Raw genomic sequence first — 22,563 nt, 5'->3', positions numbered from 1 at the left:
TCATAAGATTGTTTGATTGATAGTATTAGAAACATTCGTTGGACTGATCAATGTCTTTCTGCGAAAAAGCAATTGTCGAACGATGGCTTGTCCGCCAGCCATTGCCGACAGGATCTGCCGCTTCGCCCGGACCTTTCGGCCGGCGGCTCTTCTTGCAGTCCAGTTCCCCTCACCGTCACCCGCATCCTGCGGGCGGCGAACGATCACAGGTGCCGCGCGGGCCCCATCGAAGGACGATGGTGCGCGGAGCCGGAAAGGAGAAATGCCATGCGCATGATCGACCGCAGAATGGAAATCGAGGCCCCGGCAACCCGTCGCCAGGTCCCGGACCTGCTTGTCCATATCCGCAACGCCGCCGCCAGATTTGCCCGCGCCTGGCAGAATCGCCGCGCGATCAACCGGCTGAGCGAGCTCGACGACCACCAGCTTCTCGACATGGGGCTGTGCCGCAGCGACGTCCAGGCCGTCCGTTCGGCCTCCTTCTTCTCCGATGCCGGCCTGCATCTGACGATCGTGGCGCGCGAGCGTGCCCGCCGTCATGTGCGCCAGGGTCGCTCGGACTGATTTCCTCCGGCGCCGTCCCGCCCTCCCGGACGGTTCCCGACTTCCCCGCAGGGTGAGAGCCAATAACCCTGCCGCTTGCCCGGCGTGCGACTCCCAAGGTCCGCGTCGGGCTTTTTCCAGGGCTATTTCCCGAAAATCCGCTTTACCTTAGGTAAACCACCCTCGGCTACCGTTGCCATGGCAGCCGCGGAGCCGTTCCGCGGGCATGACGCCGTCTGCCTTCCGGATGAGCCGGACCCAGCTCTAGCCCTCGGACGGATCGCCATGCGCATTTCGCGTAAACTGCCCCTTGCCGCTGCCGTGCTCACGCTTCTTTCCATCGGCGCCGCCAGCGCCGTATCGCTGATCGTCAGTGCGGAGACCGTGACCCGGCAGGTGATGCAGAAGCTGGAGGCGACCGCCGACGGACGCCGCAACGAGGCGCGGACCTATCTGGAGGGCATGAAGCTCGACCTCATCAGCCTTTCCACCGCCATGCCGACCACCCAGGCCTTCTACGGTTTCGCCGGCGCCTGGGGCGCGCTCGGCAAGGATCCGGCGAAGGAACTGCACGACCGCTACATCGCCCACAACCCGAACCCGCCGGCCGAGCGCTACCTGTTCGACACGGCGAAGAAGGACAATTTCGACCGCTCGCACAAGCAGTACCACGTCGCCTTCCGCAAGCATCTGGAATCGCAGGGCTATGCCGACCTCTACATGATCGATCCGAAGGGCAACGTGCTCTATTCCGTCGCGAAGGCGGAGGATTTCGGCACGAACCTCATCGACGGCCCCTACAGGGACAGCGGGCTCGCCGCAGCCTTCAAGGATGCGATGGCGCTCAAGGACGCGGGGACGATCGTCTTTTCCGACTTTTCCGAATATGCCGCGCTCGGCGGCGCGCCGGCGGCCTTTCTGGCCGCGCCCATCACCATGAACGGCCGCACGCTCGGCATCATGGCGATCCGCGTGCCGAACGCCAAGATCGACGCCATCTTCGGCAACAGCAAGGGCCTCGGCGAGACCGGCGAGACGGTGCTGGTGCGCGCCGACGGCACGGTGCTGACCGATTCCGCCCGCACGCCGGAGCCCGATGCGCTGAAGGTCCGCCTCGACATCGCCAACCTGCCCGTCGGCAGCGAGGCCTATGGCATCATCGCCGACGCGGCCGGTACCGAGCTCTATGCCGCCGGATCGCCGCTATCCTTCGGCGGGGCGGACTGGTCCGTCATCGCCAAGATCACCCGGGCGGAAGCGACGGCGGGCCTGATGCGCGGCACGCTGATCGTGCTCGGCCTGACCGCCGCGATCATCGGTCTCGCCATCCTCGCGGCGACGATCTTCTCGCGCGCGCTGACCCGGCCGATCCACCAGCTCGTCGAGGCGATGACCGCGCTTGCCGCCGGCAATACCGATATCGCGCTTCCGAAGGAAAACCGCGCCGACGAGATCGGCGACATGGTGCGCTCGGTTGCCGTCTTCCGTACCGCCGCGCTGGAAAAGGCGGCGCTGGAGCGTTCCAGCACCGAGGCGCGCGACCACGCCGCCCGCGAGCAGCAGGCGCAGGAAGCCGCCAAGGCCGCGCAGCAGCGCCAGGTGCAGGAGGCCGTCGGTACGCTCGGCACCGCGCTGGAGCGCCTTTCGGCCGGTGACCTTTCCACCGTCATCGGCCATGCCTTCGCCGACGGGCTCGATGAGTTGCGCGTCGACTTCAACACCTCCGTCCGGCGCCTTGCCGAAACCATCGCCGCCGTTTCCAGCAATGCGCGCTCGATCGACGGCAAGGTCGCCCATGTCGATGCCGCCGCCCGCGACATCGCCGAGCGCACCGAAAGCCAGGTGGCGGCGCTGGAGCGCACGACCGAGGCCGTCGGCCAGATGATGGAAGCGATCCGCAACTCCACCGCCCGGGCCGGCGAGGCTTCCCGCATGGCGACGGAGGCCAAGGCCAGCACCGACCAGTCGAGCGGCGTCGTCTCCGACGCGGTCGCGGCCATGGAGCGCATCGAGGGCGCCTCGCGCGAGATTTCCAGCATCATCAACGTCATCGACGAGATCGCCTTCCAGACCAATCTGCTTGCCCTGAATGCCGGCGTCGAGGCCGCCCGCGCCGGAGATGCCGGCAAGGGCTTTGCCGTCGTCGCACAGGAGGTTCGCGAACTTGCCCAGCGCTCGGCGAATGCCGCAAAGGACATCAAGGCGCTGATCACCAAGTCCGGCGTCGAGGTGGCGAAGGGCGTCGATCTCGTGCAGCAGACGGGCGAGGCGCTTTCCGGCATTGCCGGGCAGGTCGCCCGCATCAACGACCATATCCATTCGATCGCCGCGGCCGCCAACCAGCAGTCTTCCAGCCTCGGCGATATCAGCCGGTCGATGTCCGAGATGGAGCAGGTGACGGCGCAGAACCGTCAGGCCGTCTCGCAGACGGCGGCCGGCATGTCCGGGCTTGCGGGTGATACGCGCTCGCTCGCGGCGATCGTCGAACGCTTCAACGTGCCGGTCGAGGCGGAGAGGGACCGCGCGGCGGCGGCCTGATCGTCAGGCCTTCTTGCCGCCGTCCGGCTCCATGCCGCCGCGCATGGTCTCGAAGATCGTCTCGATGTTGCGCTGGTAGTCCTTCTGCATCTCCAGTCCGGTGTCGAACATCGTGTTGACGAGGCTCTTCAGCGAATCGGCAGGCGAGGCTTCCGGCGCGCTCGGCTTTTCGGCCGCCGGCTGGCCGGCCATGCCCGCCATCATGTCCTGGAAGGCTTTCGCGAAGGGGTTGTCGGTGAAGGGATTGGCCGGCGCTTCCTTCCTGCCGCCGAAGAAGTCTTGCGCGGCCTGCACAAAGGGATTGTCGGCGAAGGGGTTCGCCGGTTCCGGCTTCTTCGCAAGGCCCGTCGCCTCGGCCCATTGCTGCATCATGTCGGCAAAGGGATTGGCGGAAGCCTTGCCGGCATCCGCGCCGGGGAAGAAGGGCGCGAGCGACTGCTTGAAGATCCCGCCCATCAGCGTGCTCGCCATGACGGGCAGCATCTGCTTGTATATCTCCTGGCCGATGCCGGTCATCTGCGCGGCCTGCGCGGCGATGGCGCGGGAGACCTCCTTGCTGCCGAAGAGATGGCCGAGAATGCCGTTGCCCTCGGCAAGGCCCTGCGGCGTGAAGGCCTTGCTCATGTCCTCGAAATACTTGGCATGCTCGCCCGTCGTCAGCGCCTTCATGAAGGCGGCGAGGTCGTAGGGGCTGGCGGCGTTGCGCTTGAAGCCCTCGGAAAAGGCCGGCATCAGCGCGGCGACGGCCTTGACGGCCTGCTCCTGCGCCAGCCCGAACTGCCGCGCCATCAGGTCGACGGCATGGCCGTTCTGCGCCTGCATCATCATGTCGTAGAGCGAAAGCATGGCAGACCCTTTCCCGCCGGCAGGCCCACTGGCAGGCCCAACACCAAGCATGTGCCTGCACTATAACGGGAATTTCGGCCGCGCAAACAGCTTTCTTGGGCCGGGCTCAGTACTGGTATTCGGAAAAGACCGGCTCGACGGACCCGTTCCAGCGGCCGTTGTAGAGCGCCAGCATGTCTTCCGCGAGCGTCGCCTTCTTGGCCAGCACCTCATCGAGCGGGGCGAGGAAGATCGTCTCGTCCACGCCGTCGCCATTGGTGCGGGCGCGGGCGGCAAGGCCCTGGCGGGAGATCGACACGACCTCGCGGGCGACGTCGAGCAGCGGCTTGCCGCGGAAATCGGCCTTGAGGCCCTCGGCCGGCACGGCATTGCGCAGCGCCGTGACCTCCTCGACCGTCCAGTCGCGCGTCAGCGCCTCGGCGGCATCGAGCGCGCCGTCGTCGTAGAGCAGGCCCACCCAGAAGGCGGGCAGCGCACAGATGCGCCGCCACGGGCCGCCGTCGGCGCCGCGCATTTCGAGGAAGCGCTTGAGGCGCACGTCCGGGAAGAGCGTGGAGAGGTGGTTCGTCCAGTCGCCGAGATTAGGTTCGAAGTCGGCGATCTCGCCCTTGAGGGCGCCTGCCATGAACTGGCGGAAGGTGACGTGCGTGCAGTCGTGGTACTTGCCGTCGCGAACGATGAAATACATCGGCACGTCGAGCGCCCATTCGACATAGTCCGCAAAGCCGAAATCGGGTGCGAAGGCGAAGGGGATGAGGCCGGCGCGGTTGTTGTCCGTGTCGCGCCAGATGTCGCCGCGCCAGGACAGAAGGCCGTTCGGCTTGCCGTCGGTGAAGGGCGAGGAGGCGAAGAGCGCGGTCGCCATCGACTGGAGCTTCAGCGACACCTGCATCTTGCGGCGCATGTCGGCTTCGCTGGAGAAGTCGAGATTCACCTGGATCGTGCAGGTGCGGTACATCATGTCGAGACCCTTGGTGCCGACCTTCGGCATGTAGCGGGTCATGATGTCGTAGCGACTCTTGGGCATGCGCGGGGTTTCCGCGAAGGTCCATTTGGGGCTGCCGCCCATGCCGAGGAAGCGGATGCCGAGCGGCTCGGCGATCTCGCGGAGCGTCGCGAGGTGCTGGTTGGATTCCTTGCAGGTCTGGTGCAGGTTTTCCAGCGGCGCGCCGGAAAGCTCGAACTGGCCGCCGGGCTCCAGCGAGATGGCGCCCATGCCGGAGGGTTCGGCAAGGCCGATGATGTTGCCGGCATCCATGATCGGCTCCCAGCCGGTCCTGGCCTGCATGCCGTTGAGAAGCGCCGAAATGCTCGCCTCGCCGAAATAGGGGACGGGGCTGTTGTCCGCCGTAAAGAAGACGAATTTCTCGTGCTCGGTGCCGATGCGGAACTTTTCCTTCGGCTTGCAGCCGTCGGCGAGATACTCGGCCATGTCCGCGACGGAGCGGATGGGCGTCTGGTCGGTGGTGTCACGGGCCATGGGCGTCTTCTTCTGAACGGATGGCGCCCGGCAGAACGCTGGGCCTGGGAGGGTGCTTGAACCGGAATTAGATGCGGTGCAAGCGAATTCCTTTCAAGGCAGATTCAAAAAAACCCAATCGACTTTTCCTGGACGCGGATTTTCCTGCTTTTGTGCAAGTCCGGCTATCGCCAGTCGCCGATCGCTGCCTGGATGACGGCCATCGCCGCCACCGCGGCCGTGTCGGCGCGCAGGATGCGCGGGCCGAGCGGGATGGGCGTCACGAAATCGAGGCTGCGCAAGAGCGTGCGCTCGCCATCCGAAAAGCCGCCTTCCGGCCCGACGAGAAGGGCGAGCCTGCGCTCCTCGATCTTCTGCAGAACCGGTAGCGGGTTCTGGCTGCCATGGCCCTCGTCGCAGAAGACGATCCGCCGCTCGCGCGGCCAGTCGGCAAGCAGATCTTCGAGCTTCCGTGGCGCGGCGACCTGCGGGATCGAGAGGATGCCGCATTGCTCGGCGGCCTCGACGGCATTGGCCTCCAGCCGTTCCAGGCTGGTAATCTTGCCCTGCACATGCTGGGTCATGACGGGCTGGAGCATGCCGGCCCCCATCTCCACCGCCTTCTGCACCAGATAGTCGAGCCGCCCGATCTTCAGCGGTGCGAAGAGGTAATGGAGGTCCGAGGGCTCGGGCTGCGGCCGGGTCTGCTCGACCGGCGTGAAGAGCAGGCGCTTGCGCGTCGGGAAGGAGAGCGTCGCGTGCCATTCGCCGTCGCGCCCGTTGAAGAGCAGCACGGCATCGCCCTCGGCCATGCGCAGCACGTTCGTCAGGTAGTGGAAATGCTCCTTGGAAGCCTCCACTGCCGAGCCCGCCGCAAGGGCGTCAGCGGTGAAGAGGCGCTGCATCCGGTAATTGGCGCGCATGACGTGTCTCAGCTGAAAAGCGTGTGGAGGGCGAGGAAGACGAGGGCGGAGAGGATCGCGGAGACGGGCAGCGTCACGATCCAGGCCGAGACGATCGTCATGAAATGCGAACGGCGCACGAGATAGCGCCGGCGCGTCTCGTCCGCGTTGACCGGCGGTTCCTCCGGCGCGACCTGGTTGCCGCGGCTGCGGATATAGTCGATGCGGCGGCGGGAATTGCGCGTGTACCATTCGCGGAAGAGGCCGACGCCGAAGACCGCGCCGACGGCGATATGCGTCGAGGAGACGGGAATGGCGAAGGCGGAGGCGGTCAGCACCGCGACGGCCGAGGAGAGCGCCACGCAGAAGGCGCGCATCGGGTTGAGCTTGGTGATCTCGCTGCCGACGATGCGGATGAGGCGCGGGCCGAAGAGCAGGAGGCCGAGCGAGATGCCCACGGCGCCGATGACCATCACCCAGAGCGGGATCGCGGCATCCCCGCCTGTCAGGCCCGAGCGCAGCGCCGACACCACGCCATAGAGCGGCCCGACGGCGTTGGAGACGTCGTTGGCACCATGCGCGAAGGAGAGGAGCGCGGCCGAACAGATCAACGGAATGCGGAAGAGCGTGCGCAGCGACTGGTTGCGGTTGTCGAGACCCTCCGCATGGCGGCGGACGATGGGCCGGGTGACGACATAGGTGAGGACGCCGAAGCCAAGGCCGATCAGCATCGCGTCGCGGAAGGAAAGGCCGAAGGAGCCGGTCGTGCCGCCATTCGCAAGGAAGGCAGCGAAGGCGCCGGCCATCAGTGCGACGAGCACCGGCACCCAGGTCTTCGCCGCCGCGATCTTGTCCTCGCGGTAGATGATGGTTTCCTTGATGAAGTAGAGGAAGGCCGCGGCGATCACCCCGCCGAGGATCGGCGAGACGGTCCAGCTTACGACGATGACGGCGATGGCGTCCCACTGGACGGTATGGAAGCCGCTCGCCGCCGCGCCCGCGCCGATGACGCCGCCGACGATGGCGTGGGTGGTGGAGATCGGCGCATTGGCGAGCGTCGCGATATTGATCCAGATCGCCGCCGAGACGAGGGCGGCCATCATGGCCCAGGCGAAGGTCTCGGGGTTCGGGAAGGCCGAGCGGTCGACGATGCCGGAGGCGACCGTCTGCGCCACGCCCTGGCCGGCCAGCAGCGCCCCGGCGATCTCGAAGACCGCGGCGATGACGAGGGCGACGCCCATGCTCATGGCGCGCGCGCCGACGGCCGCGCCGACATTGTTCGTCACGTCGTTGGCGCCGATGTTCATGGCCATGTAGGCGGCAAGGGCGGCGGTGACGGCGATGACCAGGACGCCCGCCGTGCCGGTGGCGAAGGTGCTGGCGACGACCATGGCGATCAGCAGGAAGACGAGCGAAATCCCCACGCCCGCCCAGGAGCGCAGCACGAACTGCGTGGCCTGTTCGGTATAGGTGAGTTTTTCAAGATCCTTGTCCAGCGTCGGCTTGCGGAGCTGGACCTGAGAATTCGCCATTCATGCTGCTCCGTTTCAAAGCCCCCCGCACTATCGCCTCAGGGCTTCGTCGGCAATATGACAACGGCCCGGCAGGGGCTTTTCAGGCGTCCGGCGTGCCGTTTTTGGGGATGGCCGCGATCTCGGAGAGGATTTTCCGCTCGAAGGCGAGGAGCAGCGTCTTGAGGCCCGGCTCCTGGACACGGTTGGAAGCTTCCGCGCAGTCGACCCATTCGGCGCGGCGCTCGCCCTTCTCCGGAAAATTCTTGCAGACGTCGTCGACGACGAGCGGGAAGACCCGCACCCGGCACTCGACCTTCATCCCGCCGGCAAGGCCCTTCAGGTAGTGGTAGCTGCCGACCGGCTCGTCGCTGATGACGCCCTTCACGCCGGCCTCTTCCCAGGCCTCGCGCGCGGCGGCGGCGGCGGCCGTCTTGCCGTCCATCGGCCAGCCCTTCGGAATGATCCAGCGGCCCGTGTCGCGGCTGGTGATGAGGAGGACTTCGACCGTCGGGCGCTTCTTCTTCACCCGATAGCACAGCGCGCCATACTGTTCGCGCACGGGCCGGCGGAACATGAGATGGACGTCACTGGCGATGCGGTTGAGAATGTTCAAGGTCTTCTTCATTCCTCTTGCCGGCCTCTCGCCGGGAAGCGCGCTCTGAGTCGTTATCGGCCATCTTGCTTGCGCGAGATTTGCGGCGCAAGTCAGGCTTGTGGGGGAAGGCCGCGCTTTTGCATGCGCAGCTGGGAAATCCTCTGCCATTCCCCGCTGCGCTCGGCTTTCCGGATCGCGTCGGCGATATAGTCCATATGCGCCTGGGCGGCCTGACGCGCGCCCTGTCCGTCGCCCGCCATGATGGCGCAATAGATCGCCTCGTGCTGGGCAAGCAGATGTCCGCGCGCTTCCTCCGAGGAGAAAACGAGGTGGCGGTGGAAAAAGATCCCCTGCGCCAGAAGCCTGTAGCAGGCGCGCAGCGTGTGCAGCAGCACGATATTGTGCGCCGCCTCGCCGATGGCGTTGTGCAGCTCCACGTCGGTTTCGAGCTCGGCATCGAAGGAGCTGCTGGCATGGGCCGCGCGCATCGCCTCCATGATGCGGGTCAGCATCTGCCGGTCGTAGTCCGTCGCGCGTCGCGCGGCGAGGTCCGCCGTGATGCCCTCCAGCTCCCGGCGGTATTCGATATAGTCCTCCGTCGCCCGCTGGTGGCGGGCGATGAGGTCGACGACGGGGCGCGAGAAGACCTGGCCGATGATGTCGGCGACATAGGTGCCGCCGCCGTGCTGGCTGATCAGCAGGCCACGGTTCTCCAGCTCCTTCAGCGCCTCGCGCAGGATCGGGCGGGAGACGTCGAGGCGTTTGGAAAGCTCCCGCTCGCCGGGCAGCCGGTCGCCGTCGCGCAGCACCCCTTCGAGCAGCAGCAACTCGATCTGCCGCACGACCTCGTCCGAGGTCCGGCTATGGCTGATGCGCGCGAAAAGGTCGAAGGCGGTGTCGGTCACGCTGCGACACTACCAATGCGGGCGGAAACTGGTCAACAATCTTGTCCAGTCTACGCCTTTCGGCCTGCGTCAATGCGCCCTATCGGCGCATGCCTGACATTTGTTAAGACTATGCTGTTGCACATGAGGGGAAGGTGCAGGCATGGCTAAGGGCAGTTTCGCCTTTCCGCAGGCGACCGCGCGTGCGCAGGCGCTCGGGGAAATTCACGCAAGACCGTATGCGCTGGTGCCGTCGCCGCGCGTCATCTTCCAGCTCGCGTTCCTCACGGAGGGCGGCTCGGCGGTCGACCATGCCGTCATGGCGGAGCTGTCGCGCTCGCGAGGCATCTCGCCGCCCGGCCGCGATTCCAGCCATCATGCGCTGAGCTGGGGGCAGGGCACGCTGCGCTGGGAGCGCCACACCGAGTTCTCGACCTATTTCTGGGATGCGCCGGTGCCGGAAAAGTTCGGCGGCGAGGTGCCCGTCCATCCCTTCGGCGACAGCTTCTCGCCGCCCGGCACGCTGATCTCCGGCATCCGCCTCGAAATCCGGCCGGATTCGCCCGAAACCCGCGAGGCGATCTCCGCCTTCGATCCGACGAGCCTCTGTTACAGCGAGATCAAGAACGGTCAGGGCGTCGTCCTCACCGACTTCCGCCAAGACGGCGACGGGCTGACGCAGATCCTCGTCATCGACCGCGGCATGACGGAGGCCGGGCGCGGCGCGCTCGTCCAGCGCCTGCTCGACATCGAGACCTACCGCACGCTCGCCATGATGGGCCTGCCGCTCGCCCAGTCGCTCTCGCCCGATATCCGCCGCATCGAGGACGGGCTGACCGGCATCACCAATGCCATGAAGCAGCACGCCCGCGACAAGGCCGACGAGCTGCTCACCGAGATCACCCGCCTTGCCGCCGAGCTGGAGGCCAACGCCGCCCTCAGCCTCTACCGCTTCGGCGCGAGCCGCGCCTATTACGGCATCGTGCAGGAGCGCATCCGCACGCTGGCCGAGACGGCGGTGCCGGGCTATGAGACGCTCGGCTTCTTCCTGGAGCGCCGGCTGGCGCCGGCCATGCGGACCTGTCAGTCCGTCGAGGAGCGGCAGGCGAACCTCTCGCGCAAGCTCGCCCGCGCCACGGCCCTGCTTCGAAGCTGGATCGACGTGGAACTGGAACAGCTCAATTCGACGCTGCTCAATTCCATGGACCGCCGCGCGAAATTGCAGCTTCGCCTGCAACAGACCGTCGAGGGCCTGTCGGTGGCGGCGATCTCCTACTATGTCGTGGGGCTCTTCGGCTATGTGGCGAAGGCGGCGCACGGTCTCGGCCTGCCGATCAAGCCGGAGACGCTGACGGGCATCGCCGTGCCCTTCGTCATCCTCGGCATGTGGCTGCTCGTGCGCGCCATCCGCCACCGCCATGCGGAGGAGGACCGGCACTGAGGGGAGCCGCCCCCGGCCTCAATGCTCCCAATAGGGCTGGTGGCCGTAGAGCTCGGCGAGATAGTCGATGAAGAGCCGCACCTTGACCGGCAGGAACTGCCGGCTCGGATAGACCGCCGACAGCACGACGTTGCGCGAGCCCTCGTAGCTCGGCAGCACCTGTTGCAGTCTGCCGCTCCTCAGCGCCGGGCCGACATCCCAGGTCGAGCGCAGCGCGATGCCCAGGCCGGACAGCACGGCCTCGGTCACGACCTCGCTGGAATTGGTATAGAGCGGCCCGTGCGGGCGGTAGGTGACGCTGCCTTCCGGTCCCTCCAGCCGCCAGGCGTCCTGGGTATGCGGCGGCAGGCAGACATGGTGCGCGAGGTCCTCGATCGAGGCCGGCGTGCCGTGGCGGGCAATATAGTCGGGCGATGCGCAGAGCACGCGCCGCACCGGCGCGAGCCGGCGCGCGACGAGCGAGGAATCCGACAGTTCCCCGATGCGGATCGCAAGGTCGAAGCCGCCGCCGACAATGTCGGAGAAGTCGTCGGTGAGGACGAGGTTGACCACCAGCTCGGGATAGCTGTCCATGAAGCCCTTGAGATGGGGCGCGATATGCATGCGGCCGAAGGAGGTCGGCGCGGAGATGCGCAGCGAGCCGCGCACCGCGCCGGAGCGTCCGGAAACGAAGGCTTCCGCCTCCTCGATGCCCGAGAGGATGCCGACGATGCGCTCGTAGAAGCCCTGCCCGGCCTCGGTCAGCGAGATCTGCCGCGTCGTGCGCTGGAAGAGGCGCGTGCCGAGCCGCTCCTCCAGCCGTTTCACGCGCTTGGAGACGACGGCGGGGGAAAGGCCGAGGGCCCGTCCCGCCGCCGACATGCTGCCCATGGCGATGACGCGGGAGAAGATTTCAAGATCGCCGAGATTTGTCACGCGCCGTCTCCGTCACCTGCGGTTCAATTGGTGGAATTGGCGATGACTTCCTCGCCGAACTTGCCGTTCTTCGGCTCCGGCTTGTAGGTCGAGTTCTGCGCCCGCATGACGCGGATCGGCCGGATGCCGGCCGCGAGCGCCGCCTTCATGTCGCTGTCGGCGTCGCCGTAATAGATTTTCAGCTTGTGGTCTTTCAGGAATTCCACCTTGTTTTCCGACGAGGCGGTGAAGACGACGTCGTTCATCTTCTCGATACCGAAGGCCTTCCTGATCGCGGCGGTCAGCGTCTCGCCGCCGCTGCCGCGGGTGCGGCCGGTGATGAAGAAAATCTCGTCGCCGCGCGCCGTGTGCATGTCGATCAGCTTGCGCGCGACCTCCTTGGGAATGGAATACTGGTCGCAATTGTTGGTGTGGATATCCGTCCAGAAGGCATCCATGTTGAGATATTCCTCCGAGGCCGGGGAATACTTCATCTTGCCGTAGTAGAAGCAGGGGCTGGAATAGAGCACCGTATCGTCCACGTCGAAGCCGACGGCCATGGGGGCCTCTCCTTCCAGCGAAGCCTCGACCTGCTCCACGGAAACCCAGTGCACCGGCGCGGTCGCCAGGAGCTCGGACGTCGTGATGCCGGGATTGAGGTTCGACACGTCTTCCGCGAACGCGGCGCCCGCGAGCAGCAGAAGGGCCGAGACGGCCGTGAACGATTTGCGCATGCTTTCCTCCTCATTGCCTGCCGACCGGAGGGGCGCGGGGCGTCGACTCCGGTCCGGGCGACTGTCGCATTCGTGTCACAGGCGGTCAATGCGATCGCGGCGCGATCCACCTCTCTCTCGGGCGGGCGGTGGCGACGGCATGGGTTTGCACTGGCCGGGACTCGGTGGTAAAGAAAATGGACCACTTGGGGATATGGGCGGAAGCGCCCGACGTTCCTGCCCGGCGAAAGCCGCAGGAAACAGGCGAGGAGAGGCACGGAATGGATCAGATAGAGTTCCTGGAGCCGCGTCCGGCGGTGCTGTCGCGCCGCCGTGAGATCGTTGCCGACCTCCTCGATCTCCTGCCGGAAGGCTGTCTCGTGCATGAGCCGCGCGAGCTGATTCCCTTCGAGACGGACGCCTTCGTCTCCTATCGCCGCCTGCCGCTCGCCGTCGCCCTGCCGGAAACGACCCAGCAGGTGGCGGCGGTCCTCAAATACTGTCATCGCTACGGCGTGCCGGTAGTGCCGCGCGGGGCGGGCACCTCGCTTGCCGGCGGGGCGATCCCGCAGGAGGACGCGGTGGTCGTCGGCCTTTCCAAGATGGCGCAGATTCTCGAAGTGGACTACGCCAACCGCACCGCCACGGTGCAGGCCGGCGTCACGAACCTCTCGATTTCCGATGCCGTCTCCGCCGACGGCTATTTCTATGCGCCCGATCCGAGCTCGCAGCTCGCCTGCACCATCGGCGGCAATATCGGCATGAATTCCGGCGGCGCGCATTGCCTGAAATACGGCGTGACGACCAACAACCTGCTCGGCGTCAAGCTGGTGCTGATCGACGGCACCATCGTCGAGCTCGGCGGCAAGGCGCTCGATGCCGGCGGGCTCGATCTTCTCGGCGTCGTCTGCGGCGGCGAGGGCCAGCTCGGCGTCGTCACGGAGGCGACGGTGCGCCTGATCGCCAGGCCCGAGGGCGCGCGCCCGGTGCTCTTCGGCTTCGACACATCGGAGGAGGCGGGCGCCTGCGTTGCCGACGTCATCGGCGCCGGCATCATCCCCGTCGCCATCGAGTTCATGGACAAGCCGGCCATCGAGATCTGCGAGGCCTTCGCCCATGCCGGCTATCCGATGGATGTCGAGGCGCTGCTGATCGTCGAGGTCGAGGGCTCCGAGGCGGAGATGGATGCGATGCTCGCCAGCATCATTGAGATCGCCGGCCGGCACGGCGTGAAAGTCGTGAAGGAAAGCCAGTCTGCCACCGAGGCGGCGCTGATCTGGAAGGGCCGCAAGTCCGCCTTCGGCGCCACCGGCCGCATCGCCGACTATATCTGCATGGACGGCACGGTGCCGCTCGGCCAGCTTCCCTATGTGCTGCGCGGCACGGCGGAGATCGTCGCCAGATACGGCCTGCGCGTCGCCAATGTCTTCCATGCCGGTGACGGCAACATGCATCCCCTCATCCTCTTCAACGCCAACGACCCGGAAGACGCCGCGCGCGCCGAGGCGGCGGGCAACGATATCCTGAAGCTCTGCGTCGATGCCGGCGGCTGCCTCACCGGCGAGCATGGCGTCGGCATCGAGAAGCGCGACCTGATGCGCCATCAATATACCGAGGCCGACCTTGCCCAGCAGATGGCCGTGCGCGCCGCCTTCGATCCGCAATGGCTGCTCAATCCCTCCAAGGTCTTCCCGCTCGAAGGGCGCCCCGCCGCATGACGCCGATCCACGAACCGCTTTCCGAAGAGGCCGCCGCGCGCCTCGTCCAGGTCGCCGCCCTCTCGAAGACGCCCCTCGTCATTCGCGGCGGCGGCACGCGCGATCTGCATGCCGTGCCCGAAGGCGCGGACGTGCTCTCGACGCGCGGCCTTTCCGGCATCGTCGCCTACAACCCCGCCGAAATGACCATGACGGCCCGCGCCGGCACGCCGCTGGAGGTGGTGGAAGCCTCCCTTGCCGAAAAGCGTCAGATGCTCGCCTTCGAGCCGAACGACCTGCGCGGCGTGCTCGGCACGTCGGGCCTGCCGACCATCGGCGGCGTCTTCGCCACCAATGCCTCCGGCCCGCGCCGCTTTACGGGCGGCGCGGCGCGCGACAGCCTGCTCGGCGTGCGCTTCGTCAACGGCAAAGGCGAGATCGTCAAAGCGGGCGGGCGGGTGATGAAGAACGTCACCGGCCTCGATCTCGTGAAGTTGCTCGCCGGCTCGCACGGTTCGCTGGCGCTCATGACGGAAGTCACCTTCCGGCTCCTGCCGGTGCCGGAAACCGCCGTCACGCTCGTCGTCTCGAACCTCAACGACGCGGAAGCCGCCGCCGCCATGGCGACGGCCATGTCGATGTCGGTCGAGGCCTCCGGCGCCGCCCACCTTCCCGAAAGCGTGCGCGGCCGCTTCGCCGGCGACGCATTGCCGGATGGCGCCGCCACCGTGCTGCGCCTCGAAGGCCTTGCCGCCTCCGTCAATGTCCGCGCGGAAAAGCTTGCGGCCGCCATGGCCGGCTTCGGCGCCGTCACGCGGCTGGAAGGGGAGGCCTCGCGCCGCCTCTGGCGCGAGATCCGCGACGGCGCGCCCTATGCCGACGGCACGCCGCGCCCGCTCTGGCGCGTCTCCGTTGCGCCGCTCGCCGGCCAGCAGCTCGTCGCCGCGCTCCGCCTCGAAGCCGGCATCGATGCCTTCTACGACTGGCAGGGCGGCCTCGTCTGGCTGCGCATGGAGGCCGATCCCGAGGCGGAACTCCTGCGCCGTTATGTCAAGGCCGTTGGCGGGGGGCACGCGACGCTCCTGCGCGCGCGGCCGGAGGCGCTGGCGGCAACCGAGGCGTTCCAGCCGCAGGCCGAGGCGGTCGCGATGCTTCAGGCGCGGGTGAAGGCGAGTTTCGATCCGGACGGGTTGTTCCGGTCACGGATGGTGGGGTGAGGAAATGATGACGATGCACGCTGTTCACCCCCCTCTGCCCTGCCGGGCATCTCCCCCACAGGGGGGGAGATCGGTTGGGGGCAAGGCGGTGCCACATCTCAATCTCCCCCCTTGTGGGGGAGATGCCCGGCAGAGCAGAGGGGGGTATGCCACGGCCTCGGAGGGCGCCCGCTGATGCAGACCAACTTCACCGCCGAGCAGCTCGCCGACCCGCATGTCGCGACATCGGAAAAGATCCTGCGCAAATGCGTGCATTGCGGCTTCTGCACCGCCACCTGTCCGACCTATGTGACGCTCGGCAACGAGCTCGACAGCCCGCGCGGCCGCATCTACCTCATCAAGGACATGCTGGAGAACGGCCGGCCGGCCGATGCCGAGGTCGTCACCCATATCGACCGCTGCCTTTCCTGCCTGGCTTGCACGACCACCTGTCCCTCCGGCGTCGACTACATGCATCTCGTCGACCATGCCCGCATGCATATCGAGGAGACGTACCGGCGGCCCTTCTGGAACCGTTTGACGCGCAACCTGCTGGCGGCGGTGCTGCCCCATCCCGGCCGCTTCCGTCTGGCGCTGAAGGCGGCAAGTCTCGGCCGCCCCTTCGCCGGCCTCCTCAAGCGCTTCAAGCCGTTCGAACCCTTCGGCGCGATGCTGGACCTTGTGCCCCGCCGCCTGCCGAAAGCCTCCGACAGCGCCAAGCCCGGCACGCATCCCGCCGCCGGCCCACGCCGCGGCCGGGTGGCGATCCTCTCGGGCTGCGCCCAGCCGGTGCTGAAGCCGGAGATCAACGAAGCGACGATCCGCCTGCTCACCCGCCTCGGCGTCGAGGTCGTGGCGCCGGCGGGCGAGGTCTGCTGCGGCTCGCTGGTCCATCATATGGGGCGTGAAGCGCAGGCGCTGGAAGCGGCGCGGCGCAATGTCGACGTCTGGCTCGGAGAAGTCGAGAAGGGCGGGCTCGACGCCATCATCGTCACGGCCTCCGGCTGCGGCACGACGATCAAGGACTACGGCTTCATGCTGCGCCTCGATCCCGCCTATGCGGAAAAGGCCGCGCGCGTCTCGGCGCTCGCCAAGGATGTCACGGAATATCTCGCCACCCTTGACCTGCCGCAGCAGGAGGCGAGGGGGCTGACGGTCGCCTATCACTCGGCCTGCTCCATGCAGCACGGCCAGAAGATCACCATGCTGCCGAAGACGCTTTTGAAGAAGGCGGGCTTTGCCGTGCGCGATCCGGCGGAAGGGCATCTGTGCTGCGGCTCGGCCGGCACCTACAACATCCTCCAGCCGGAAATCTCCGGCAAGCTGAAGGCGCGCAAGGTCAGGAACATCGAGGCGACGAAGCCCGATCTCATCGCGACCGGCAATATCGGCTGCATCACGCAGATCGCCACGGGCACGCAAATCCCGATTCTTCATACGGTGGAACTGCTCGACTGGGCCTATGGTGGAGAAAAGCCGGCGGTTGTGTGACATTCTGCCGAAAGGCCGCGGTGGGAATTGTCTTCCGCACGCGACCATCCCGATGGGGCAGCAGTTCGTATCCCTGTCGAAGCGGAAGAGGGTATCGTTTCAATCGCGGAACAGGGCGTCCGAGCCTTCGGGCCTTTGGTCGCCCGACGATACCACGATGAGCTTTTTCGTGATCTGCATCCGCCACGGGCATGAAGATTGGATCGGAGATTCTCTCTAGCGTCCCGCAGTGTACCGCGCATCGGCGGTTGATGATTCTGCAATCGGCGATCTGACGCGTTTGGATTTCCTATCAGGAATCGTTTTCCGCACCGCCATGGATGTGTGTATGCGGCACGATCATCGGCGAGAGCAAAGAGGAAGTTATCGCCGGGTGGCTGTTGGCTGCCATCTGGCGTGCAGCACTGAATATTCGGAAAGCTCCCACACACAAGCGGCTGCCGTCACGACGGTTTTGCCTTCATCGGACGCGGATTTCGCGGTAGGAGCCCGAATAGACGGCAACCTTGATGGAATTCGTAATGCGCGACTATTTTTTTGAGCTCGCTGACCGCGGCCGCAGCGAGCGAGCAGATACGCATCTCGCATATTTCTTGGCCTTCGTGGCGGGCGGAGCAAATGCCGGCGGCTTCATGGTGGTCCATCAATATACGTCTCATATGTCGGGTATCGTGTCCGGCATGGCCGACAGTCTGATTATCGGGCAGATGGATATCGCCTTGTTGGGAGCCGGTTCTTTCTTCGCATTCGTTTGCGGGGCTGCAACCTCGGCTTTTGCTGTCAACTGGGCCAGACGGCGCGAACTTCGCTCGGTCTACGCTCTCCCGCTGGCGTGGGAAGGTATTCTCCTCCTCCTCTTTTCCATCGTCTCCTGGCAGGCGCAACAGAGCGCGACCCACTTTACGTTTCAGGTGATTTTGCTCCTATGCTACGTGATGGGACTGCAAAATGCCGTTATCACCAAGCTGTCGGGCGCCCGCATTCGCACGACGCATGTAACGGGCATGGTGACCGATCTCGGCATCGAGATCGGCAAGCTCATTTACTTTAACAGGGATTCAACATCCGGGAGTTACCCGCCTGTCCGTGCGGACAGGCGGAAGATACGTGTGCTAGCGCTACTGATCGGCCAGTTCTTTGTTGGAGGGCTGACCGGAGCCTGGCTCTTCGAGACGGTGGGCTTGCCGGCCACGCTCGCCTTTGCGCTTCCGCTGTTAGGCATCGCCGCGCTCCCTTTATTCAGCGATCTCAAGAAATGCTTCCGTTGACTGCTGTGGCCTGCAGGCATCAGCCTTTCTTGCGAGACTGGCGTTATTTTGACCGCGAGCCTCATGCTGGATCGATGGCTCGGTTGAACTCGGCGACTTTCGGTGCAGCTGAATTCTGCGGTCTCGTCGAAGTGAGTCAATTGTCAGATTTCTCAAGTTCCACCGCGGGAGCTGCCAGACGGCTCGACGTGAATTTTATGAGCGGCCGGGAAAGCATGATCGGCAGGATCCAGGACTGCATGCGCATACCGAATGTGCTTTGTGGAACGTAGTGACCGCCGATCTTGCGGGAGACGGCCTGCATTTTCGTGACCAGTGGCCGCATCCGTGCCTCGTAGCTGTCGAGTGCTTCCGCATGGCCCTTGCGGGCAAGTTCCGCGGCCAGGATATAGGCGCCCGCCATCGCCGTGGACGTACCCTGGCCGGCGAGGAAAGTCAGGCACCATGCGGAATCGCCGAGCAGCGCGATGCGGCCCCTCGACCATTTCGACACCTCGATCTGGGAGACCGTGTCGAAGAAAGCCCGGTCCCAGTCGATCGCCGAGGTCAGCGCCGAGGCGATCGGCTCCGGCCAATCACCGAACTTCGCTTGCAGCACCGCGCGCCTCGCCTCGGGATCGAGCCGATCCGTCCGCGCGTCCCGCCAGCAGAAGAGCGTGGCGGCCGTGCCGTCGCCGACATCATAAAGGCCGCCCTGATGGTTGACGTCCATCATGCCGACGAAGCTTGCGCCGAGCGGCCTGGAGAGCGGCACGCGCCAGGCGCTGGCGCGATAGCCGAGCGGACGGAGAAAGTCTTCGTGCGGACCGAAGGCAAGGGCCCTGACCGTGCTGCGGTAGCCATCCGCCCCGACAACGAGGTCGAAGCGGTCGGTGCTGCCATCGGAGAAGGTCGCGGTAACGTCTGCGCCGTCATCGTCGAGCGCAGCGACCGTCGTCTCGTAGTGGATCGGGCATTTGTCCGTAACGGCCGCTGTCAGGATATCCTGGAAATCGCTGCGCATGATGGCGAGAAGGCGACCCTCCGCCGCCTTCGCCAAGACGCGGTAGTCATAGGAGAAGAGTTTTCGGCCGCGCCGGTCGAGATGATGGGCGGGTCCGAGCGGCATGGCCTTCGCACGGAAGGCCTCGACGAGGCCCAGCCGTTCGGCAACGCGCCAACCATTGATGTGAAGGCCGATGGAATAGCCGCCGGTGCTTCCGCGCGGGGCCTTTTCCACGACGACAGGCTCGATGCCGTGCCGCAGCAGGCAGGCGGCGAAGGTCAGGCCCGCGGGGCCGCCGCCGACGATGAGGATACGCATGGCCGCCTCCTCAGAACGTCACGTTGATGCGTCCGCCGATCGTGCGGCCCTGCCCGAGCTGATAGACGTTTCCATAGGGCGCGCCGGCATTGAAGCCGTAGGTCGTATAGGTCTTGTCGAACACGTTGGTCACGAAGGCCTCCGCCGCGACCGTCTCGTTGATTTCCCACTTCACGCCGAGGTCGACGAGGGCATGGGCCTTCTGGCCGATCGTGTTGGTCTCGTCGAAATAGAGATCGCCGACATAGGTGAGGCCCGCATAGGGCGTTAGCGTGCCATGGCCGCCTTCCAGCTCGAAGCGGTAGTCGACCATGAGATTGGCCGTGAAATCGGGGGCATAGGGCACGGCGTTGCCGGTGAGGTCGATGCCGGGCGTTACCGGATTGTCGTAGTCCGTGAAGCGCGTGTGGTTGTAGGCAAGGCCTGCAGTGATGCCGAGCTCTTCGGTGGGTCTTGCGCGGATCTTCAGGTCGATGCCCCTGGATGTCACCTCGCCGACATTCTGCAGATATTGCAGCGGCTGGACGCCGACGAACATCTGGTAGTCCTTGGTGACGTTGTAATAGGCCGAAAGCTGCGCTTCCAGCGTACCCGCCTCGTTGCGGTATTTCAGGCCGACCTCGCCGTTATAAGTGTGCTGCGGGTCATAGGTGAAGGCGATGTTGGCGGGCGTGAGGGTGCGGGTGAAACCCCCGGCCTTGAAGCCGGTGCTTGCGAGACCGTAGAGGCGCAGCTCTTCCGACAGGCCGTAGCTCGCCCCGAGCTTGGGGGAGAGCGCCGTGAAGGAGTTCTCGTCGTTGAGCGTGATGCCGCCGGTCGCCTCGGCCGCTGCGCGCTCGTAGTCGAGGCGAAGGCCCGGCGAGATGTCGAGCCGATCCGTGGCGTGCCAGGTCACGTCGCCGAACAGGGCGTAGGAGTCTATCTCCTGCTGCGAGACCTGCCCGGCGACCGGCACGTTCCTGGCGAAGTCGAGATGCTGGTAGTAGAGGCCCGCGACATAGTCGATGGCGCTGCCCTGGTCGGGATTGGAGGCGATGCGCAGCTCCTGGCTCAGCGTCCATTGCTTCTCCGGCGTGTAGGTGCCGAAGACGGTGCGGTCGAGGTCGCTCTTCTGGTAGCCTGTCAGCGCGGTGATCGTGGCGAAGCCGAGGTCGTAGGACGCGTTGAGGCCGAAATTCCAGGTGTCGAGATCGTATTGCGACGGGATGGGCAGCGCGATGCGGTCTTTCAGCATGGATTCCATCACGAAATATTCCTCAGTCGAGGAAACACGGCCCCGGCCGGCGCTGACCGTCACGTCCCAAGGGCTATCCTCGGGTGCGTAGCGAAGGCGCATCTGGCCGGAGATATCATCCGTGCCGCCGACGTCTTCGCCGGCGAACATGGTCTTGTAACTGTCGTCGCTGCGCGAGAGCGACAGGCTGGCATCGCCGTAGAGCACGCCGTCGATCAGCGGCGAGCTGGCATAGAAGGTGCCGCCCATGCCTTCGTTGCTGAGGCTGGTGTCCGCGCTGAAACGCGCTTCGTTATCCGGCTTGCGGGTGATGATGTTGATGACGCCGCCGATGGCGCCGCGGCCATAGAGCGTACCTTGCGGGCCATAGAGCAGCTCCACGCTTTCCAGCCCGCCGGGCAGGGTGCGCGTGAGGTTGAAGCTGTCCTGCGGCAGGCCGTCGACATAGACTTGGGTACTCGGATTGTAGAAGTCGAGCGAAGCCTGGCCGCGGATGGTGAAGTTGGCATAGGCGCGGCTGGAGCGCGAGCGGATGTTGACGTCCGGGAAGATGCGGTCGAGATCGGCGACCGCGTCGATGTCGCGCGTCTGCAACTCCTCCGCATTGGCGATGTCGGCCGCCGAGGGCAGCAGGAAGTAGTCCTCGCTGCGCTTGGTGGCGGTGATGATGATCGGCTCGAGCGTCGAGGTTTCGGTGCCGTCCTGCGCTGTTGCCGCATGAGGCGACAGGCCGACGGCGAGGGCGAGGAGGGAAACGCCGGACAAGCGGTGACGCATCATGGTTCCGATACCTTTTCTGGGATTGCGAAGCTCCGCGCCGCCCTTGCGGAAGCGCCGAGCGTGCGGGAGGCGAGGGCGATGGCTGCGAGGATGAAGGCGGCCGAAGCCGCGAAGAGCCAGCCGTAGCCGAAGGCGTTGCCGAGCATGCCGGCAATGGCGGATGCGGAGATGGCGAGGATCGCGTCGATGCTCTGGAGCGCGGCGAAATCCGTCGCCGTCTGCTCCGGATTGCACCAGTTCATCATGGCCGCATAGAGCGCGACGAAGGAGAAGGCGACCGCGCCCACCTGCAAGAGCAGGACGATGAGGGCAAGCGTCGGCGAGGCCGATCCGGCGAATTCGGCGGCGGCCAGGGTTGCAAGCAGCAGGACGTTGAGGATCGCGGCCAGCACGATCGACCGCGTGATGCCCAGCGCCTGCACGACGAGCGCGCCGAGCGAGGAGGCGACGAACCCGGCGAGCGCGCCGCCCGCGCCGCGCAGCAGGCCGATCGTGTCGAGCGCGATGCCCTTGTCGACGAGATAGGGGCCGGTCAGGGCAGAGCCCATGCGGATGCCGACCTGATAGACGACGAGGAAGACGAGCCCGGTCATCAGGGCGCGGTTCTTCATCGTCCTGCGAAGGCCGATTCTTTGCATCGCCGCAGCCTGTTTCACCCGCGGGCCGGCGAGCCCGCCGGACAGGAAGACTGGAACGGTCAGCAGGCAGACGAAGCCGGCCATGGCCGCCATGGAAACGGCCCAGCCGGCATGCTGATAGACGACGAGCCACAGGCCGCCGCCGATGAGGAAGCCGAGATAGGCGCCGGCGGTGGAGGCACCGCTGGCAAGCCCGCGTGTCTCGGCGTCGGAAGCCCGGACGGCAAGCGAATCGGTCGCGACGTCCTGCGTGGCGGCAAAGACGCCCATGACGAGCAGGACGATGGCAAGGGAAGCCATGTGGGTCTGCGGCGGCAAGGCCATGGCCGCCAGGAAGCACAGGATGATGCCGAGCTGGCAGAGGAGGATCCAGGTGCGCTCGGTCAGGAAACGGTCGATGAACGGCGCCCAGAGGAACTTCAACGCCCAGGGCAGGAACAGCACGGCGAGATAGCCGATTTGGTCGAGCGGCATGCCGGCGTCGCGCAGCACGACGGGCAGCGCGGTCTGCACCATCGAGCCGGTGACAGACTGGGCGGCATAGAGGCCGGCGAGCAGGCCGAGCACGGTCCAGCTTGCCGAGCGGGCGGCGAAATTCGTGAAAGCGGTCGACATTGCCCCTCGCAA

At 66.0% G+C, this 22,563-nt stretch carries 18 protein-coding genes; 7 read left to right on the top strand and 11 right to left on the bottom strand.

Annotated features, from left to right (window positions below; all coding sequences use genetic code 11):
• Nucleotides 1-273 precede the first annotated feature (273 nt).
• Both ACZ1A1_RS01110 and ACZ1A1_RS01105 read left to right on the top strand, forming a co-directional pair.
• Nucleotides 274-564 carry a DUF1127 domain-containing protein gene (locus ACZ1A1_RS01110; RefSeq protein WP_313192146.1) on the top strand — a complete coding sequence of 97 codons (291 nt, stop codon included), beginning with the start codon at nt 274-276 and terminating at the stop codon, nt 562-564.
• A gap of 264 nt (nt 565-828) precedes the next feature.
• Nucleotides 829-3,081, top strand: a complete 2,253-nt coding sequence (locus ACZ1A1_RS01105) for a methyl-accepting chemotaxis protein (protein WP_463618400.1) — start codon at nt 829-831, stop codon at nt 3,079-3,081.
• 3 nt (nt 3,082-3,084) lie between these two features.
• Here ACZ1A1_RS01105 and ACZ1A1_RS01100 read toward each other — a convergent pair whose 3' ends face one another.
• From ACZ1A1_RS01100 to ACZ1A1_RS01075, 6 genes are all read right to left on the bottom strand, one after another.
• Nucleotides 3,085-3,927: a DUF937 domain-containing protein gene (locus tag ACZ1A1_RS01100; protein ID WP_313192148.1), complete on the bottom strand. Its 843-nt coding sequence runs from the start codon at nt 3,925-3,927 to the stop codon at nt 3,085-3,087.
• A gap of 106 nt (nt 3,928-4,033) precedes the next feature.
• Nucleotides 4,034-5,407 (bottom strand): glutamate--cysteine ligase, encoded by a 1,374-nt coding sequence (locus ACZ1A1_RS01095; protein WP_313192149.1) that lies wholly within the window; start codon nt 5,405-5,407, stop codon nt 4,034-4,036.
• A 164-nt stretch (nt 5,408-5,571) separates the two neighbouring features.
• Complete coding sequence (locus tag ACZ1A1_RS01090; protein WP_463618399.1) at nt 5,572-6,309, bottom strand: 16S rRNA (uracil(1498)-N(3))-methyltransferase; 738 nt, start codon at nt 6,307-6,309, stop codon at nt 5,572-5,574.
• A gap of 8 nt (nt 6,310-6,317) precedes the next feature.
• Entirely contained in the window at nt 6,318-7,820 is a 1,503-nt protein-coding gene (locus tag ACZ1A1_RS01085) for an inorganic phosphate transporter (RefSeq protein ID WP_463618398.1), read from the bottom strand.
• A gap of 82 nt (nt 7,821-7,902) precedes the next feature.
• Complete coding sequence (locus ACZ1A1_RS01080; RefSeq protein WP_313192617.1) at nt 7,903-8,415, bottom strand: NUDIX hydrolase; 513 nt, start codon at nt 8,413-8,415, stop codon at nt 7,903-7,905.
• 92 nt (nt 8,416-8,507) lie between these two features.
• Nucleotides 8,508-9,302 carry a FadR/GntR family transcriptional regulator gene (locus ACZ1A1_RS01075; RefSeq protein WP_463618397.1) on the bottom strand — a complete coding sequence of 265 codons (795 nt, stop codon included), beginning with the start codon at nt 9,300-9,302 and terminating at the stop codon, nt 8,508-8,510.
• Nucleotides 9,303-9,444: 142 nt separating this feature from the next.
• On the opposite strand from ACZ1A1_RS01075, the gene ACZ1A1_RS01070 reads away from it, so the two are divergent.
• Nucleotides 9,445-10,722: a DUF3422 family protein gene (locus ACZ1A1_RS01070; RefSeq protein ID WP_313192153.1), complete on the top strand. Its 1,278-nt coding sequence runs from the start codon at nt 9,445-9,447 to the stop codon at nt 10,720-10,722.
• 18 nt (nt 10,723-10,740) lie between these two features.
• On the opposite strand, the gene ACZ1A1_RS01065 is transcribed toward ACZ1A1_RS01070, so the two are convergent.
• Both ACZ1A1_RS01065 and aphA read right to left on the bottom strand, forming a co-directional pair.
• Nucleotides 10,741-11,637 carry a LysR family transcriptional regulator gene (locus ACZ1A1_RS01065; RefSeq protein ID WP_463618395.1) on the bottom strand — a complete coding sequence of 299 codons (897 nt, stop codon included), beginning with the start codon at nt 11,635-11,637 and terminating at the stop codon, nt 10,741-10,743.
• A gap of 23 nt (nt 11,638-11,660) precedes the next feature.
• Nucleotides 11,661-12,350 (bottom strand): acid phosphatase AphA, encoded by a 690-nt coding sequence (gene aphA, locus ACZ1A1_RS01060; RefSeq protein ID WP_415214234.1) that lies wholly within the window; start codon nt 12,348-12,350, stop codon nt 11,661-11,663.
• Between the two features lie 260 nt (nt 12,351-12,610).
• Between aphA and ACZ1A1_RS01055 the strand changes: the two genes are divergently transcribed.
• The 4 genes from ACZ1A1_RS01055 to ACZ1A1_RS01040 all read left to right on the top strand — a co-directional run bounded on the left by ACZ1A1_RS01055 (nt 12,611) and on the right by ACZ1A1_RS01040 (nt 17,981).
• Nucleotides 12,611-14,047, top strand: a complete 1,437-nt coding sequence (locus tag ACZ1A1_RS01055) for an FAD-linked oxidase C-terminal domain-containing protein (protein WP_463618393.1) — start codon at nt 12,611-12,613, stop codon at nt 14,045-14,047.
• Nucleotides 14,044-15,243: an FAD-binding protein gene (locus ACZ1A1_RS01050; protein ID WP_463618391.1), complete on the top strand. Its 1,200-nt coding sequence runs from the start codon at nt 14,044-14,046 to the stop codon at nt 15,241-15,243. The genes ACZ1A1_RS01055 and ACZ1A1_RS01050 overlap by 4 nt, the downstream gene beginning before the upstream one ends.
• A 174-nt stretch (nt 15,244-15,417) precedes the next feature.
• On the top strand, nt 15,418-16,713 hold the full coding sequence (glcF, locus tag ACZ1A1_RS01045; protein WP_463618390.1) for a glycolate oxidase subunit GlcF: 1,296 nt from the start codon (nt 15,418-15,420) through the stop codon (nt 16,711-16,713).
• 521 nt (nt 16,714-17,234) lie between these two features.
• Nucleotides 17,235-17,981, top strand: coding sequence for a YoaK family protein (locus ACZ1A1_RS01040; RefSeq protein ID WP_463618388.1), 747 nt, complete (start codon nt 17,235-17,237; stop codon nt 17,979-17,981).
• 136 nt (nt 17,982-18,117) lie between these two features.
• On the opposite strand, the gene ACZ1A1_RS01035 is transcribed toward ACZ1A1_RS01040, so the two are convergent.
• Genes ACZ1A1_RS01035 through ACZ1A1_RS01025 form a run of 3 tightly spaced genes read right to left on the bottom strand, consistent with a single transcriptional unit; the run spans nt 18,118 to nt 22,551 of the window.
• Nucleotides 18,118-19,284, bottom strand: a complete 1,167-nt coding sequence (locus tag ACZ1A1_RS01035; protein WP_463618386.1) for an FAD-dependent monooxygenase — start codon at nt 19,282-19,284, stop codon at nt 18,118-18,120.
• A 10-nt stretch (nt 19,285-19,294) separates the two neighbouring features.
• Entirely contained in the window at nt 19,295-21,298 is a 2,004-nt protein-coding gene (locus ACZ1A1_RS01030) for a TonB-dependent receptor (RefSeq protein ID WP_463618384.1), read from the bottom strand.
• Nucleotides 21,295-22,551 carry an MFS transporter gene (locus tag ACZ1A1_RS01025; protein WP_463618383.1) on the bottom strand — a complete coding sequence of 419 codons (1,257 nt, stop codon included), beginning with the start codon at nt 22,549-22,551 and terminating at the stop codon, nt 21,295-21,297. Before ACZ1A1_RS01025 ends, ACZ1A1_RS01030 begins: the two co-directional genes overlap by 4 nt.
• Nucleotides 22,552-22,563 lie beyond the last annotated feature (12 nt).

The organism is Shinella sp. R2-11 (assembly GCF_055330205.1).
The sequence above is the reverse complement of the archived record's forward strand: the minus strand, read 5'-3'. Positions and strand labels throughout refer to the sequence as shown.